Annotated in this window: 10 protein-coding genes; 2 read left to right on the top strand and 8 right to left on the bottom strand. The window is 69.1% G+C overall.

Translation table 11 applies throughout. The features are described from left to right. Positions 1–638: 638 nt before the first annotated feature. Complete coding sequence (locus tag ACIBCK_RS27365; RefSeq protein ID WP_399394401.1) at positions 639–1,226, bottom strand: RNA polymerase sigma factor; 588 nt, start codon at positions 1,224–1,226, stop codon at positions 639–641. A 293-nt stretch (positions 1,227–1,519) separates the two neighbouring features. Between ACIBCK_RS27365 and ACIBCK_RS27360 the strand changes: the two genes are divergently transcribed. Next, entirely contained in the window at positions 1,520–4,300 is a 2,781-nt protein-coding gene (locus ACIBCK_RS27360) for an FG-GAP-like repeat-containing protein (RefSeq protein WP_399394399.1), read from the top strand. 316 nt (positions 4,301–4,616) lie between these two features. On the opposite strand, the gene ACIBCK_RS27355 is transcribed toward ACIBCK_RS27360, so the two are convergent. From ACIBCK_RS27355 to ACIBCK_RS27340, 4 genes are all read right to left on the bottom strand, one after another. Further along, a complete protein-coding gene (locus ACIBCK_RS27355; RefSeq protein ID WP_399394397.1) occupies positions 4,617–5,273 on the bottom strand; it encodes an RNA polymerase sigma factor in 657 nt (218 codons plus the stop codon). Between the two features lie 70 nt (positions 5,274–5,343). Further along, positions 5,344–5,778, bottom strand: a complete 435-nt coding sequence (locus tag ACIBCK_RS27350; RefSeq protein ID WP_399394395.1) for a hypothetical protein — start codon at positions 5,776–5,778, stop codon at positions 5,344–5,346. Positions 5,779–5,953: 175 nt separating this feature from the next. Then, the gene (locus ACIBCK_RS27345) at positions 5,954–6,439 is read right to left on the bottom strand and encodes an SMI1/KNR4 family protein (protein ID WP_399394393.1); all 486 of its coding nucleotides are present in this window, start codon (positions 6,437–6,439) and stop codon (positions 5,954–5,956) included. 151 nt (positions 6,440–6,590) lie between these two features. Beyond that, entirely contained in the window at positions 6,591–13,343 is a 6,753-nt protein-coding gene (locus ACIBCK_RS27340) for a DNRLRE domain-containing protein (protein WP_399394391.1), read from the bottom strand. 311 nt (positions 13,344–13,654) lie between these two features. Here ACIBCK_RS27340 and ACIBCK_RS27335 point away from each other — a divergent pair, with 311 nt between their 5' ends. Next, positions 13,655–14,221, top strand: coding sequence for a hypothetical protein (locus ACIBCK_RS27335; RefSeq protein ID WP_399394390.1), 567 nt, complete (start codon positions 13,655–13,657; stop codon positions 14,219–14,221). 70 nt (positions 14,222–14,291) lie between these two features. Here the strand turns inward: ACIBCK_RS27335 and ACIBCK_RS27330 are convergent, their stop codons facing one another. The 3 genes from ACIBCK_RS27330 to ACIBCK_RS27320 all read right to left on the bottom strand — a co-directional run bounded on the left by ACIBCK_RS27330 (position 14,292) and on the right by ACIBCK_RS27320 (position 17,272). After that, on the bottom strand, positions 14,292–14,879 hold the full coding sequence (locus ACIBCK_RS27330) for a hypothetical protein (RefSeq protein ID WP_399394388.1): 588 nt from the start codon (positions 14,877–14,879) through the stop codon (positions 14,292–14,294). A gap of 102 nt (positions 14,880–14,981) precedes the next feature. Then, positions 14,982–15,488, bottom strand: a complete 507-nt coding sequence (locus ACIBCK_RS27325) for a hypothetical protein (RefSeq protein ID WP_367044455.1) — start codon at positions 15,486–15,488, stop codon at positions 14,982–14,984. A 173-nt stretch (positions 15,489–15,661) separates the two neighbouring features. Beyond that, positions 15,662–17,272, bottom strand: coding sequence for a glycoside hydrolase family 20 protein (locus ACIBCK_RS27320; RefSeq protein WP_399394386.1), 1,611 nt, complete (start codon positions 17,270–17,272; stop codon positions 15,662–15,664). Positions 17,273–17,388 lie beyond the last annotated feature (116 nt).

Raw genomic sequence — 17,388 nt, 5'->3', positions numbered from 1 at the left:
CCCCGCAGCCTGGCGCGAAGCAGCACGCTACGGGCTGAAGTGGGGTCACGTCCATGTTTGGTACAACGTGCAACTAGCGCGTGACAGTACGCGGTGTGACAGAAAACGCACCCACGGCGCTGAAGGGAGTACGGACCGCGTGCGGTCCGTCCGCGTGACGGCCGGGGTCTCTCCTGTGGGGGGTGGCGACCCCGGCCGCTCACCTTGGCAGGGGCCTGACGGACTTGACTCGGCGGCTCCGCCACCCCGGGGCTTTGATCCCCGCCCCCCTTCTAGCTCACCGTCGCGCAGTTCCCCGCGCCCCTTTCAGGGGCGCGGGGAACTGCGCGGCCAACCCCCACGCACGTGCAGACGAAAGACGACGGGGGCGCCCCCGTCAGGGGCGCGGGGAACTGCGCGGGCAACCCCCAGCCGCCCGCAGGCGAGGGGCGACGCGAACCCCCCTCCCCCCCTCCCCCCCCGGGAGGGCTAGCGGCGCCAGTCGTCGGTGGGGCGGGTCCGCGGGGCAGGCTTCGCCGACCCGCGGGCCGAGCGGAACGCCGCGAGCGCCCGGCGCTGAGCCTCCACGTCCACACGGTCGACGCGAATCGCCTCCGCCAGGAGCCTGGCGAGACCCCCCGCAGCCGCCGCAGGCCCCCTCACCCCGCACCCCCCAACTGCTGGGCAAGCCGCCGAAGCCCCCGATACGCGGCAGTCCGTACCGCCCCGGGGCGTTTACCGAGGACCCGCGCCGCCGCCCCGGCGTCAAGGCCCACGACCACCCGCAACAGCACCGCCTCCGCCTGATCACGCGGCAGCCCGGCGATCAACGCGAGCGCATCCCCCGTGGAGATCGATTCGAGCGCCTGCTCGGAGGTGCTGTGCGGCCCGGGGAGATCCAGCACGTCCTGTTCGAGGGCGGAAGGCCGCGGCCTGACCTTCTGGCGCCGCAGATGGTCGAAGGCCCGGTGCCGCGCGATGGTCGCCGTCCAGCCGCGAAAGCCCGCGCCGTCACCGCGGAACCGCCCCAGATCGCGGGCGATCTCCAGCCAGGCCTCGGCCGCGATGTCCTCCGCGGTCTCGCCGTCGTGGCCGACGAGGCCCCGCAGGTAGCCGACGAGCCCCGGCTGCACCAGCCGGTACGCGACCGCGAAGGCCGCCTCGTCGCCTTCCTGCGCCCGCGCGACCGCGGCGCCCAATTCCTCGTCGCGCACCCGTGCGCGACGGGGTTCCCCTCCTCGACCCACGCTTTCCCATCCGTACCGACGCGACACAGCTCACCGTGTCCGTGCCCCCACGCTGAGCTGCGCCAGGGCTCACAGAAATGTCACAGGTACGGACCGGCGGTCATCCCGCCCTCGCCCACCGTCGGGACGAAGCTGTCACGGATCCAGCGCAATCCCCCGTCCACCTGTCACACCCCTGGAGTGCGGCATACGTCACGTCACATTTCACCCACCGCCGTACAACCGTTTGACCCCACGGGCGGTCGTACGCACTCGCTTTGGTCAACCGGATCAAGCCGCGATTCCGTTAAGGGGTGGGGCATTTGAGCCCGCGCAAACCGCGCGAAGCAGCGCGCAGCACGCACGCGTACAGACCACTGAGTCTCAAGCGCAGGGCGTGGCTGACGATCGGAGCCGTCGTCCTTGGCGGCGCGGGGGCCGTCACGTACGCGATGGCGGATCCCTCGAACGGCGACCAGCCGGGCGACGTCTCACGCGACAAGCGCCCGGTGAGCGTGCACGACATCGCGCTCAAGGCCGACGGAACCAGGGAGAGGGAGCTGCCGCGTACGTCGACGGAGCAGTTCTCGCTGCTCGGCGTCTCGTGGACCGGCGTGACGCAGGAGTTGGAGGGCACGGCCCAGGTCCGCACCCGCTCCATCGAGAGCGCCGAGTGGAGCGGCTGGCAGAACCTGGACCTGGAGCTGCACCTGCCCGAGAAGGCGGAGGCGGGCATGCGCGCCGCCTCCGAGCCGCTGTGGGTCGGCCCGTCGGACGGCGTCGAGGTCCGCGTGGTGGCGGCCGACGGCACCTCAACTTCCGCGCTGCCCAGGGGGCTTGAGGTCAACCTCGTGGACCCCGGTGTGACGTCCAAGGAGGCGAAGAACCCGGCGCTGGACGGTTCGGCGATGGCGCCGGCGGCGCTCGCAGCGCCCGTGGCCGACGAGACGACGGTGCCGCCCGACCCGGGCACGGGCGGCGGTTCGGGTTCGCCCGAACCGACGGAGGCCCCGACCTCACCGGCCCCGACCGCATCGGATCCGGGCACCGAGCCGCCCGCGTCACCGACCCCTTCGGGCTCGGCATCCCCCGACCCGGAGCCCGAGCCCACGGTTCCGACAGCCCCGCCGTCCACCGTCACCAAGCCGCCCATGATCAGCAGGGCGGCCTGGGGCGCGGACGAGTCGCAGGTCAAGGATCCGCCGGAGTACATAGAGAAGGTCAAGGCGGTCTTCGTCCACCACACGACCGGTACGAACGACTACAGCTGTGCCCAGTCGCCGTCCCTGGTCCGCGGCCTCATGGCGTACCACGTGGAGACCGAGGGCTGGAACGACCTCGGCTACAACTTCCTTGTGGACAAGTGCGGTCAGATCTTCGAGGGCCGCGGCGGCGGCACCGATCTGCCGGTGCGCGGCGCGCACACGTACGGCTTCAACGGCGAGTCGGCGGGCATCGCGATCATCGGCGACTTCGAGGGCAACGAGAACCCGAAGCCCGGCGAGACGTACAAGAAGGCGGGCAAGCCGACCCGCGCCGCGCTGGAGTCCGCCTCCCGCGTCGCGGCCTGGAAGCTCGGCCAGTACGGGGGCAACCCCGCGGGCAAGGTCACGCTGACGGCGGCCGACGACACCGGGGTCTGGAAGAAGGGCGACACTCCGTCGCTCAACACGATCTCGGGCCATCGGGACGGCTTCGCGACCGCCTGCCCCGGCAAGACCCTCTATCCGAAGCTCGGCGAGATCCGCCGCTACGCGACGAGCGCGGCCCGCAACTCGGCCATTCCCACCGCCGACTTCAACCGTGACGGCATCACGGACCTGGTGGCGGGCACGCCCAAGGCGTCCGGCGGCGTGGGCACGCTGACGGTCGTACCCGGCGGCCTCGACGGCCCGGTGGCCGGATCCAAGAAGACGCTCACCCAGTCGAGCCCCGGCGTCCCCGGAGCCTCCGAGGCGGGCGACAACTGGGCCGCGGCCACGGCGTGGGGCGACATCAACGGCGACGGCCACGCGGACCTCGCGATCGGCGCCCCCGGCGAGGACGACGCCACGAACAAGGACCGCGGCGCCGTGACGATGCTCTACGGCCCGGACTTCACCAGCGGCACGGACATGCAGCTGGCGGACGACTTCCACTACCCGGGCGCCAGGTTCGGCTCGGCCGTGGCGGTCGGCGACTTCAACGCGGACGGCAAGGCGGACGTCTTCTCGGCGTCCACCGGCACGGGCGGCACATGGGCGGCACGCTTCAAGGCGGGCACCGAGGTGGGCGGCACGCTGACGTCGGGCGACACAGCCATCTCGTACGCGGATGCCGCGTCCGGCGACTTCAACCGCGACGGCTACGCGGACGTGGCCCTGAACTACCGCGACCAGGCCGGAATCGGCAAGGTCCAGTGGTTCAAGGGCACGAAGTCCGGTCTGAGCAGGGTCGGTTCCCTCTCGGTGAAGGGCGGCCGCTCGGTGGCCGTCGGCGACGTGAACGGCAACGGCTACGACGACCTGGTCATCGGCCAGCCGTACACGGCCGAGTCGGGTGCGTACGCGGGCGGCCAGGTGACGGTGGTCCCGGGCACGTCGACGGGCTTCACGACCACGGGCCTGAAAACCGTCCACCAGGGCACGTCCGGAGTGCCCGGAGCCGCCGAGTCCGGCGACGCGATGGGCTGGTCGGTCTCGGCGGGCGACTTCAACCTGGACGGTTACGCGGACGTCCTGGCGGGCGCGCCGAACGAGGACATCACGCGGTCCGGTGCGGCGAAGAAGGACGCGGGTACCTCGCTCCTCCTGAAGGGCACGTCATCGGGCCTGACGGGCACGGGCGCGCAGGCGTTCTCCCAGGACACCGAGGGCATCACGGGCTCCACGGAGTCGGCGGACCGTCTCGGTTCCTCGGTCCTCCTGGCCGACCTGTCGGGCTACGGCCGCGCGGACCTCGCCATCGGCGTGGACGGCGAGGACGAGGGCAACGGCACGATCCTCCAACTGGACAGCGGTTCGTCCGGGGTCTCGACAGCGAGCGACGTCTACTACGGGCGTACGCAGCTGGGAACTCCGGCGGCAGCGCACTTGGGCCAGCTCCTGACCCCGTAACCGCGGGCCGGCACCCAGGCGCCGTGCTGCTCCCCGAAGGCGGGGGGGGTGGCGCGGCGCTCGGCGTTCCGGAGTCGACCGCCAGGGCCAGCCGTGGTTCGACACCCCGCAGCCCGCCCCTCCGCAGGGCCGCACGGACGGCGCGCACCCCGCGCGGCGGCCTGGGCCCCCTCAGCGGTCTCCGCACGCGCCTGACGACAGTCGGCGCCGAGCAACTCATCGGCGACGGGCCGGAAGAGGCGCGGCTGGGTGCGACTTTCCTGCATCCGCTCCTACGCGAACGGGCCACCGCCGAGCCACACGCCACAATGCCGCTTCAGCAAACCGCCCGTCTCTCCCGCCGCATGGCATACCCACTTCCGATGGGAGGCCGCCGAGGAGGACACACCGGCTCCGCCTCACGGGCCAACTGCCTAGCCAGCCCGCGCAGTCCACGATAAGTAGCCGCACGCACGGCCCCAGGCCGCTTCCCCAGTACCTTCGCGGCGGCCGGCCCGTCGAGCCCCACCACGACACGCAGCAGCACCGCCTCGCCCTGGTCCGGCGGAAGCTCGGCGACGAGTCCCAGGACGCGATCGGTGGTGAGCGACTCGATGACCTCACCGGCGGTGTCATCGGCGGCCGGCAGCGCGAACGCGTCCCACTCCAGCACCGAGGCGCGCGGTCTGCTCTTCTGTCGGCGCAGGTGGTCAATGGCACGGTGGCGAGCCACAGTTGCGGTCCACCGGCGGAAGTCGGCGCCTCCCCCGCGAAACCGGCCCAGGTCCCGGACGATCTGCAGCCACGCCTCGGAAGCCACGTCCTCGGCGTCATCACGTACGAGCCCGCGCAAGTACCCGAGCAGCGCGGGCTGCACACACCGATAGACGGCCGCGAAGGCCGCCTCGTCCCCGCCCCTGGCACGCCCTATGGCCCGCGTCAGTTCCTCGTCGCCCGCCGCCGCACGGCGATGTCGTTCCCCACCCTGCCCCACGCTCTCCTCTTAACCCCGCTGACACTGTTCACCGTGCCCGTGCCCCCGAGAAAGCCCCCTTCGGGGCGGTCTATGCCGCGCGCCGAGTGCGACCCGGAAGGGTGAGGTAGAACGTCTGCAATGACTGCTCCGTGGAATCAGCGGCAGCGTCAAAGCAATTGACGACCTTCCCCAAGGGATTCCACACCCTCCCGTCCGGCATCCGTACACCCACAGATTGTCCGAAGTAGAGACGCTGGCTCTCGTCGAATTCGACCCAGACGGCTCCGGCGCGACGCACCAGCACCTCCCCGACGTAGGCGCCCAGGCCGAAGAGTGCCCCGCCGACTTCCTCGCGTCGGCGGCCGCCCTTGCGCAGTCCTTCGATGAGGAAGTCGACGACGCGGAGGCTCGCGACGGAGTAATCAAGCGGGAGCCGATTCCGCACGGTCACCCGCGCCACGAACTCCCGGGCCCGCCCCCGCATCTCCCCCGCTCTCGGCGCCCGTCTTCCCTCACCGTCCATGACTCCCACCCCTTCAACTCGGTAACAGGGAGAGCGCGCAGCGCACCCTCCCTCTACCAAGCGAAAGTCACCACTTTCGCGTGACGGCTCTGGACGTGCTGCTTCTCACAGGGCAACTCCCGCCCCAGGTACAACCATTGGACACACTCATACGTCGCGCGGGCTCCTGGAGACGTCAGCTGTCACCCTCGGAGCCTGGCTCGAACGTTGGATCCAGGGAGTACTGCGCAATCCCGAACGGTTGGAAATCAGCATCCGCGAGGACCTTGTACAGAAACTCCGATGTAGACATGTCATACCTGTGCCATTCTCCGTCCTCGGCTCGCGCGAGGATGGGGTACTCGCCGGGTTGCCCGGCATCGACCAGCCAGAAGTATTCATCAGCCCACTCGGTGGAGCCCCAGGGAACAAGCCCCTTGCCGCCCGGAGCGTAAATCGCGTACGGCTCGACGGAGGAAAGCCCGTCGGCTCCGCCTCCCTGGTCGACTGAGAGAGCAACTCGCCATTGCGTGAGGAAGTCGAAGGCAAGACCTTCGTCACTTCCGAGGAAATAGACAGAATCACTGAAGACCCCGCCACCAAAGATCTCGAAGAGCTCTTTGTAGTCGACCGGCAGGGGGCACTGGAGCTCACCTTCGATCCCCTCCCAGTCGACAGACATTCCCAGCGGTTCCCATCCAGTCAACTCGACCACTCGCTGGACCCACATATCAGAACCTCTCAGACAGAAAGAGTGTGGGCGAATACCAGAGACGATATTCACCCACACCCATACAATTCCTGGACGAAGAACCTCAATCAGGCTTCACGACTCAGGGTTCAAGCCCTGTAGGCGTATTCCAGATCTTCGTTCCGGGCTCGAATTCCCCGGTATCCATGTTCAACCATGTGATGGTCAAGTAGTCTGGAGCACCTTTTCGCCCGGTGTAGTGAGGATTTACTTGGTAGTAGACGGTTTGTCCGGACTCCACCATCGCGGCCACCTGGTTCTCCACCCGTTTCATCTGCGACCTGTTGGGGGTGGCCCACAAGGAGACAAGATTCCGACGCTCGGTCCCGCTCCCACCCAAACGATTCGCCAGGAGGTGGCCACGGTTCATCCCCTTCTTGAATCCCGGAGGAGTCAATTCAGGGTAATCCCGCTGGGGGCGTGGGACAGGACTTCCCGCGATCTTGGAGCCGGCGTCGCCCCGTGCAGCCCCCGCGTCATTGATCCAGCCGTAGTCACCGTTGTTGAGGCAGGCACTTACTCCCGTCGCCCTCTTCTGCTGATCGAGCGGCTGGTAGTACACCATACTCTGGCCTTGTGCACAGTCATCCCTGGTGAAGGGGAAGCGCGCGGCCCCCGGCTGCCATTCCTTTTCGGAGTCCGGCTTGAGCAACAAGCCCTTGCCGAAGTCGGGCTTGGCGCCGGGCTCCGACTCGTAGCCATCCGAAGCCGTGGGCGAATTCCACCCGATTCCGTTCAGGAGAACATCAATCGGGCTGGTCAGGTTACGGGCACCCTTGGCGACCTTTACCGCACCCTTGGCCGCACTCTTGACGGTGTCGACGACATCGGAGCAGATCCCGCATCCGAATATATGGCCGTCCAACTCGACATTTCCGACGGGATTGCCACCCGCGAACGCATATCGGTTCCCCGTCATCGGGTCAGTCCCGAGCCCCATATCCGCAAGAGCCCCGTTGTACATATCCCGAGTAGTGAACCGATTGAGCCCCGGACTGTAATCCCGGAACCCCATGTCATACGTCGCCGAAGCCGCGTCCCAGCGCTTCGAGTTGAAGCGGTACGGGTTGTACGCGTCCTTCGTGGGGTTGCCCGCCTCCGGCTTGTCGATTCCTGTGAAGTCCGCGGAATCGTCCGAGCCGTATGCCGAGTAGCCGTACGTCGCCTTCGTGTTGCCGTCCTTGCCGGTCAGCGTCTCGACGTCCGTGTGGCTGTTGTAGCCGTAGTACGTGGACTCCCCGGCCGAGCCGTCCGCCGCATGCTTGATCTGCGAGAGGCGGTCACCCCACGGGCCGTACTGGTACGACTTCGTCAGCTTGCCGGCGACCTCCTCGCCCAGGACCTCGCCCGACATGCCGAGGTACGTGTAGTCCGTCGACCTGCCTCCCGCATCCGTCCGCGACGACGTGCGGTCCAGCGGGTCGTACGCGTACTTCGTCGTCTTCAGGGCACCACTCGCCGCGTCCGCCTTCTCGTGCTGCTTCACGCGGTCGAAGCCGTCGTACGCGTTGCGCTCGATGACCTTGCCGCCCGCCGTCACCGACTCCTGGCGGCCGAAGGCGTCGTACGTGTGCAAGGCCGACGCGCCGCCCGTCGTCGTCTTCAGCAGACGGTTGCGGTCGTAGCCGAACGTCGTCGTCTTTCCCTTGACCGTCTGCGAGATGACGTTCGCGTTGTCGTCGTGGACATAGGTCTCCGTACCCGCGCCGTCCCCGGTACGGACGGACTTGGCCAGGCGGTCCGCCGGGTCGTAGGTGTAGGCCGTCGTCGACGACATGTACTTCACGTGGTCGTCGGCGTTCATCTTCTTCGCCACGTCCTGCGCCTTGTTGCCGTTCGCGTCATAGGCGTAGGTGTGCGAGGAGACGAGCGTCGTGCCGTCCGGCTTCTTCTCCGTCTGGGACTTGAGCGCGCCGTCCAGGTAGTAGGCGTAGTCGACCTTGTTCTTGTTTGCCTTGGTCTCCGTCTTCCGCTCGCCCCGGTACGTGTAGTCGTACGACGTGACCTTCGGTGAGGCGTCCGACTCCGACTTGCCCACCGTCGCCGTCTTCACCAACTCGCGGAGGTCGTACGTGTACTTCGCGTACTGGTCCGGGTGCTTGAGCGTCTCCGGCCGACCGTTCGCGTCGTACGTGTAGGAGGTGGTCTTCTTCTCCTGGCCCGCCAGCGCCTCCGCGACCTTCTCGACCTGGTTCAGGCCCGTGTACGACATCGTGTACGCGTCGACCTTCGTACCCGTCGAGGTGTCGTCGATCGACGTCAGGTTGCCGTTGATGTCGTACGCGTACGCGAAACGCTTGCGCTCCGTGTCCGCCGCCTTCTCCGCCGCGTTGTCGCGGACCAGCTTCACGGTGTCCGCGGGCGCCTTCAGGTCGGCGTTCTCGCCCTTCTTGTAGGTGGCGGTACCGAGCTTCGTCCAACCCCCCGACTTCCCGGACTCCGCGTACGCCGTGTACGTGCCCGCCTTCGCGATGGGCAGCTTCCAGGTGTGCGGGGACGACTCCGTTCCCTTGCCCGCGCGAGCCTGGGACTCGTACGCCACCAGCTCACTCGCCCCGACCGGAATGCCGTCGTCGTCACGCGACTTGAGCTTGCCGTCGGGGTAGTGGCCCCAGCGCATGGTCCGGCTCGTCGAGCCGCCCGCCGACGTGAGCTGGCGGGCCGTCTGCTGGCCGAGTGCGTTGTAGTCGTACGTCGTGCGGATGTCCCACACGTCCTGCGACGTCTTCACCCAGCCGTTGTCGTAGTAGCCGTACGTGGTGTCGTTGCGCGTCGTCTCGCCCTCGGAGGGCGGCATGGACGTCTTCTGCACCCGGCCCACCGCGTCGTACGTCGTCTCCGACCAGACCTTCCTGTTGTAGCGGGGGTCCTTCGGGTCGTAGGGCTGGATCTGGCGGGAAGGGCGGTTCAGGGGGTCGTACGTCGTCTCCGCGACGAAGTCGTCCGGCTCGCCCTCCGTCGCCACACCTCTCGGCGTGAAGACCTTGACCCGGTTGCCGACCTCGTCGTAGCCGAACTTCGTCGTACGGACCGTCGTGCCCTCGTGCGGGGTCTCCACCACCGCGAGCTTTCCGCGCTCGTCGTAGTGGTTCCTGGTCGTGTTCTCCTCCGCGTCCGTCGTGGAGACGGTCAGGGAGTCCTTGTCGTACGCCTGCTTGACCGTGCGGCCCGCCGCGTCCCCGACCGCCACGACACGGTGGTTCATGTCGTAGTCGGTCTTGGTCGTGTAGTCGTCGGGCGAAGGGGACGCGTTCTTCTTGGGGTCGATGACGCGGACCGGGTTGCCGACCCCGTCGTAGACGTAACTGACCTTGTCCTTCTTGGCGTTCACCACGGACGTGAGCTGGTAGATCTCGTCGTAGGAGTTCGTCGTGACGTAGTCGTCGGGGATCGCAGGTGTCGCCGTGCCCTTCGGTTCCGTCGTCGTCTTGAGGTTGCCTACGCTGTCGTACGTGTACGCCGTCCTCCGCTCCCCGGACGTGTCCGAGTCCTTGGGCGCGGTGGCCGACACGACCTGGTCCGCGTCGTCGTAACTCGCCGTCGACACAGCACCGTTCGGCGCCGTCGACTTCGTGACGTTGTCGTTCGCGTCGTACTCCGGCGCCGGAGTCGTGATGAACACGCCCGCCGCCTGGTCCTTCGGCGTCTTCGACACCAGCGGGCGGCCGAAGCCGTCGTACGTCTGGGTCGTCTTCTTGCCCAGCGCGTCGACGACCTCCGTCACCTGGCCGCGCGCGTCGTACTCCGTCGTCGTGATCTTCGCCAGGGCGTCCGTCGTGGTGCGCGGGTAGCCCGCCGCGACGAAGTCCTTGTACGCCGTCGGATTGCCGTTTGCGTCCGTCGCCCGCGTCAACTGGCCGTAGGCGTCGTACTCGTACGACGTCGTGTAGTCGCCCTCCTGCGACGAGGCGACGCCCTTCGGGTCCGTGACCGTCTTCAGGTTGCCCTTCGCGTCATGGCCGAACTGCCAGACGCGGCCCTCCGCCGATGTCTTCTTGACCAGGTCGGCCGCATAGCCGTCCGCACGCGTCTTGTACTCGTAGCGGACCGAGTGGGCAGGCGACTTGCCCGGCGCGCAGTCTGCCTCCGCGGGGACGCCCGCCTTGTTCTCCTCCGCCGAGCGCTCCCAGAGCGGGTAGCCGGTCTTCTCGTCGTAGCAGTACGCCGTCTTCGCGCCGTTGTTCTCCTCCAGGAGCGTGACGTTGTGGTCGGCGTCCCACGTCATCGTGGTCTTCTCGGACTTGGCGTTGGTGACCTGGACCGGGCGGTCCTGGGCGTCCGTCGTGTACGTCGTCGCGTGCTTCTCGGCGTCGGTGGCACTGGTCTCGGTGCCGTTGCCCACCGCTGGCTTGTACGTGAAGCCGGTCGTGGTGCGCAGCCGGTCCGTGATCGTCTTGGTCGACGCCATCGAGTCGGGGCCTTCGCCGTACTCGACGCCGGTCGCCTTGCCGCGCGGGTCGGTGACCTTGGTCAGCTTGGTGTTCTTGTTCCCCTGCGCCGCGTCGTACGCGAAGTTGAAGACCTTCGGCTGCGCCGCTCCGTCGCCGTCCGTGAGGCGGCCGAGGTGGCCCTTCTCCGTGTAGAGGAAGGAGACCTTGCGGCCCGAGACGTCCGTCATGGACTTCACGTGGTCGTAGATCTTCGGGTTCCACAGGTCGGTGCCCGAGGCCTTCTCGCCCTTGGCGTCGATGTAGTCGTACGTGGCGTCGCCGGCCCCGAAGTAGTCGAGCTTCAGGGAGCTGCGGCCCGCCGGGTCCTTGATCTCCTTGAGGAACTTGACCCAGCGGTTGCCGGAGTCGCGCAGCTCGTAGACGTAGCTCTGGGTGTTGCCGTTCTTGTCGACGACCGAGGTGAGGTAGCCGTCGCAGCCGAGCACGAAGCGCGTGCCGTCCGGGCGGGTCAGCGTCCAGGCGTCCGGGACCTCCGGGCTGCTGCCCGTCTGGCACACCTTCACGACGTCCGGTTTGGCGGTGAGGCGGTAGCGGTAGCCCGCCGAGGGCTTCCAACTCCCGTCGCCCTGCTTGCGGAACAGATGCTGCGTGCCGTCACCGTCGATGACGTACGCCTCGCCGGGTTCGGAGTCCGGGTGGAAGTCGAGCATCGAGCCGAGCCGCAGGGGCCCCGCGGCCTGCGCCGACCAGCCGTGGCCGAGCTGGCTGTCGGAGGTGTCCTGCGCGTTGTACGTGAAGCGCGCGAAGGTGTTGATGCCGCGGCCGGGGTTCGTGAAGGCGTTGTACGACCACGCCGCGTTGCCCGAGCCGAGGTTGTTCATCAGGGTCGAGCCCGCGCCGGTGTTCATGCCCGTGTACGCGTGGTGCTTCTCCATGCCGACGCGGTCCGCGGTGGGGTCCTCGACAGCTGTGGCCTGCTCCAGACCGCCGATGCCCGGCTTCTGCGAGAGCCAGCTGCCGTCGGTCTTGTTGAGGATGTCCCAGATGAGGGTGTATCCGGAGCGCCGGTTGCCGTCGGCCGTGTAGGGCGACTTGACCGTCGCCCTGACGGTTACGGTGGCACCGGGCGCGAGGGCCGGGATGTCCGCCTTCAGCTGGTTGTCGGCGGTCGTGGCGTCCGTGCCGTCGGGCAGGGCCCACTTGTACGACAGCGTGCGCTCACCCTCCGGCCAGGCGGCCGTCGTGGTGTTGGTGACCGTGACATCCACGGGGTAGGTGTTGTTCTCGGACATGCGGGTGGGCGTGTCCGGTGCGTAGTACGTGTCCCAGGGCGTGGGTTCCGCGGTGATGACCCGGAGCTGGGGCCGCTGCGTCGCCTCCGGGGCCTCGCTCGACCGGAAGCGCGTGGGCTCCTGATCGGCGGCGCTCAGAAGGACACCCTTGTTGGTGCTCGGGCGCTTCGCCCACTGCCGGGCGAGCGAGGTGACGTCCCAGGTGTACGCGCCGCTGCGGCCGACGGTGTCGGCGACGGGCGCCGACGCGTCACCGCCGTCCGAGCCCCACTGGGCCTTGGCTCCCGCCTTCTCCCAGGTGGCGGACTTCTCGGTGAACTCGCGCTTGAGGGGGCTGAGTTCGATGAGCCGGCCCCGGGCCTTGGTCCCGGCCTTCTGCTGCCCTGCCGTTCGCAGGCGCAGCTCGGCCTGGAGGACGGTGGCCTTCTTGGGGATGCCGGAGGTCGGGAACTTCAGGGCCGCGCGCGTGGTGCCGTACGTGCCGTCGCCGGTTCCGGCGCTCAGCCACTTCTCGTCCAGGTTCGTACGCGGCTCGGAGGAGGAGAGCGTGGTGTCCGACTGGCCGGCCCGTAGGACCCGTAGCGTGTGCCCGGCCTTGGGCACACCCACGCGGCGCACCGGTGAGGCGAGCAGGCGCCCGTCCCTGGTCTCGGCCAGGAGGCGGTACGCGTAGTGGCGCGCGGTCTCCGTCGCGCTGTTCGCGCGGGTCGGCTCGGCGGTCGTATCCCTGTACGAGGTGGTGTCCTTGCCGAGCGGGGTCACGAGGGTGGCGGCGGTCGCCTTGAAGTCGGGGCGGGTCGAGCGGTGGAGCTGGTAGCCGACGACAGCCTCCCCCCTCCCCTTGCCGGAGCTGGACTCCGGTTTCGGCCACGACAGTTCGGGGCCGGTGCCGTGCACCACGGCGGGGGCGTCGAGGGTGACTCCGCGCGCGCCGTAAGTGACCTTGGGGTCAGGGGTGTTGGTGGGGTACTTCCGTGGCGGGGTTCTCGGAACCTTGGGGCCCTTCTGGGGGCCGTCACCCTCGTCCGCGGCCGGAGCCCGCACGGGCGCCGGTCTCTCCTCGGTCTCCGCGTGGGCGGCCTGGGGCAGCACCGTGCCCACCACCGCCGACGCGAGAAGGCCGACCAGCAGCCTTCGATATCCGTTTCTCACCGTGTCTACTGCCCTTCCGGAGCCTTCTTTCGGAAATACGCGCAGTTCACTCGCACGAGCAGAACGCGAACAGAAAGAGGGCAGGATCGAGTACCGCTCAAGGAATTCCTGGAGCGGCTCAGAAACATGGATCAATCAGCAGCCGAGAGTTCTACGCAGTCGTTCTTCACCGCGTCAACCCGCCGCACATACCGGGCACTTGGTGATAGGTCCGAAATCTTCTTCCCCTGGTGGACCTTCGTGCACGTGTTGTATAACCGGCCGGAATTTGAATGGTGCTCGCTTACGCGAATCACTCATGGGGTGGGGAAATGACGACCGAAAAGCTGGTGGACGCGCAGCGGGCGGATGTGCAGGTGACGTATCCGCCGATGGCCGAAGCGAAGGTGGTCGGCGAGATCTCGGACCGGCGCGTGGTCGCCGTGGGCGCGGTGCTGTTCGCCATCTGCGCCGCAGGCGTCACGTATGGCTTCCTCGGCGGCGACGAGCAGGAGGAGAGACCCGTGCCGACGGCTTCGGTGACCTACCGCATCACCGGCACGGGCAACGCCGACGTCTCGTATCTGGCCCGGAGCTCGGAGGGCAGCGCCACCGTCGAGGCAGGTGTCGACCTCCCGTGGAAGAAGACGGTGCGCGTACCGCTCGGCAAGGACCCGGCCGTCAGCATCCAGCTCGGCAAGAAGGGTGGCGAGGCGAGCTGCGCTGTGGCGGTCCGGGGTGAACACCGGCAGCGCGCCACCGCGTTCGGCTCCTACGGACGGGCCACCTGCACCGCCGAACTGCCCGCGCGCGAACGGCCCGACGCAGGGCGGCCCGACGCCGAACGGCCCGACGCAGGGCGGCCCGACGCAGGGCGGCCCGAAGCCGAATCCCGGTGAGGCGGCCTCCGAGAGGTCCCGGTCCCGGTCCCGGCCCCAGCCCCGGCCCCAGCCCCGGTCAGACCCGGGGTCAGACCCTGCTCCCCCGCTCCCGCCGCGACACCACCGCCCGCAGCACCCGGCGGCCCTCCATCGACACGTCCAGCGCCTGGCGCAGGCCCCCGGCACCCGTGTCCTGGCGGGCCAGGAGTTCGAGGATGCGTACCTGGCGCCTCAGTTCGGCGGCGACCAGCGGAGTCATGCCGTCGGCGCGGGCCGCGCGCCGCGCGGTCAGGGCCGACGTCCTCGGCCCTCCGTCCGGCGCGGTGTCGAGCAGCCGGTGGATCTGCAACGCGGCGACGGAGCAGGCGTCGGCCCACTCCCGGAGCTCGGTGGCGGAACGCCGCGAGGGAACGGCACCGAGCATGCGGTAGGCGAGGGTGCTCGCCTCGTCCGCCGAGGGGTCCTCCAGGACGTCGGCGCCGCCCAGCGTCACCCGCGCGTCGGCGAGTTCCGCGTCCCAGGCCACGCCCTCCGCGAGGCTCCCCCACAGCGGGCGCAGCACCTCGTCACCGCCGCCGAGCAGCGGCACACACCGGTCGAGGCAGGCGAGCCCGCTCGCCGCCAGACCTCTCTCGTCGGCCTCGGCGATCAGCTCGACCAGACTCGCGCCGCTCATGTCGTACGCCTCCCGTCGTGGACCGTGCACGTCCATGCAGGTCCGTGCGCGTCCCCTCGCGGACAGCGCACGTCCCCTACTGCGTGCGGGTCCCCGGGAACGTCACTGCGGCACGACGCCGAGCCGGTCGAGGAAGCGGAAGAAGAGCTCCTCGGCCGAGGGTTCGGCGGCGGCCTTCAGTACGTCGAGCAGCGGCGCCGGCGCCACCGTCCTGCCCGATTCCGCCGCCCAGGTGACCGCGCGGTCCGCGGCGTCGCGGGGCTCCAGGAAGTAGTCGTCGAGGCTCAGGCCGTCGTCACCGATGTACCCGGCCATCGCCTCGCGGGCCAGGCACGTCGTCCATACGCCGCTCTCGGGGGCCGCGGCCTCGACGACCACGCAGTCGCTGTCCATGACGTAGCCGAAGAGGGCGGGCGAACCCGTCTCCAGGGCCAGGGTGTTCATGTTGCCGACGTCGCGCGTGCCGTCGCCGCCCGGCACCTCCCACACCTGCCAGCCGTCGTCCCGCTGCACGAGGAGGCTCAGCTCGTCCCGCACCCCCGCCACCGCCGAGAGCTCCACGAGTGGCCGCTCGCTCCTGCCCACGACGTAATAACCCCAGTAGCCCATGCTCGCGTCCCCCCGTGTACTCGACTCCGCTGCTCAACTGCGCTCGACGGCTGCGATGGCGATCGGCTTTGGGCCGAATACACCACAGATGTAAGCAAGTTCGCCACCAAAAAGCCGAAAACGGATCTCGCCGCCGCCCCCGCCGCGCCCCCTCCCTCGCGTCTTCCGGCCGCCTACCCCACCTGGTCGGCCAGCTTGACGAATTCCGCCCACGGCATCGACGGCTTGCGCGCGTCCCACAGCTTCTGGACCGTCGCCCGCAGCGGCATCCGGATCCCCTGCGCCACCTGTTCCTGCGTCTGGGAGTTCGCCAGGTCGCACCAGACCGCGAAGGAACCGCCGAGGATCTGGTCGTCGTACTCCGCGCTCACCGGCTTCGTGCCGCGGATCACCAGCGGCGTCCACTGCTCGTAGATCCGCTGCCCGGTGGGGTAGCGGAAGGCGTTGGGCTGGCCGAGGACGTAGTAGAGGTACTCGTCGTTGTAGTTGATGACCTTCCGGCCCTCCTTCAGATACTCGACAGGCTCCCTCGACCCGATCTCCTTGCCCGTCCAGTACGCGACGTCGATATCCTCGTCGGCCTTCGCCACGCCGCCGCGGAAGAACCCGTCGTTCCAGGCCCTGAGCCCGCGCTCGTAGGGGCGCATGGTCTCGGCCCTGTCGTTGAGCCAGCCGGTCGCGAGGTCCTGGACCCGGGCGTTCGGCCCGTACTTCTCGCGGGCCGCGGACGCCAGTTGCGGGAAGCTGGCCTCGGGGTTGCTGACCGTGAGGGCCTGGTACTCGTCGGCGCCCAGATGCCAGTAGCGCCCGGGGAAGAGGTCCGCGTACTCCTCCAGGAGGTCGTCGACGATCTCCGCGGCCTGCGGCTTGGAGATGTCGACGGCGCCGCGCGTGGCGACGCCACGGGTGTCGCGGAGCTGGAGGGAGGGGTGCGCGGCGATGACCGTGCCGAGGTGGCCCGGTGAGTCGATCTCCGGCACGACGGTGATGTGGCGGCTGGCCGCGAGCTTGAGGATGCTGCGGACCTGCGCCTTGGTGAGGTGGTCGCGCGAGACGATCTCCGGGTGCGACTTCGACTCGATGCGGAAGGCCTGGTCGTCGGAGAAGTGCAGGCCGAGCTGGTTGTACTTGAGGTCGCCGAGCTCCCGGATGCGGTCCTCGATCCAGGCCGCGTCGAAGTGCTTGCGCGCGATGTCCATCATGAATCCGCGCTGCGGCTTGGCGGGGCTGTCGCGCACGACGCCCTCGGGCGCGGTCCGGCCGCCGCGTACCTCCTGCTTCAGGGTGCGGGTCCCGTAGAAGACGCCCGCTTCCTCGGGGGCGGTGATCTTCACCCGCTGCCCCTTCACGGAGAGGGTGTACGACTCGTCGCGCCCCCCGGAGCTGTCCTCGGCGCTGTCCGCGGAACCGTCGTCGGAGAGCGCGAGCTCCACGTCACCCTTGCGGGGTTCGGCGTCACCGGCGTACTTCAGCTTCAGCTCACCGGCGAGCAGCTTGCCCTCGTCCGCGAGTTCGTCGTCACCGACGACCACACGCCCGCCGCTCCCCGGCTTCCATCCCGGGCCGCGCGCCGCGCTGTGCTCGCGTACGGCGGGGATGGTCGACGGGGCCTTGGAGAGGGGGTACGACTTCGTGGGCGAGGGGCTCGGGGTGGCGGACTTGCTCGCGGAGGGCGAGGCCACGGAGCCGCCGCCGCTCCCGCCGCCGGGCCAGACGACCACGGCTAGGGCGACGGCACCGGCGACGAGGACCGCGGAGGCGAGCGCGAAACGCTGCTGGATCATCGGCTGCCGCCCTGGGGGCGGCCGCACGCAGCCGGGGGTACGGGTGGGCGCGTGGTGATCCGCCCCGCGGGGCGGGCGGCACGGGCGTCAGCAGTCAGAGCCAGCATCCGGCCACC

It is taken from the genome of Streptomyces sp. NPDC051218 (assembly GCF_044455475.1).
Taxonomy (GTDB): domain Bacteria; phylum Actinomycetota; class Actinomycetes; order Streptomycetales; family Streptomycetaceae; genus Streptomyces.
Note: the sequence above shows the minus strand (reverse complement) of the source record. Positions and strands in the feature narration are given on the sequence as shown.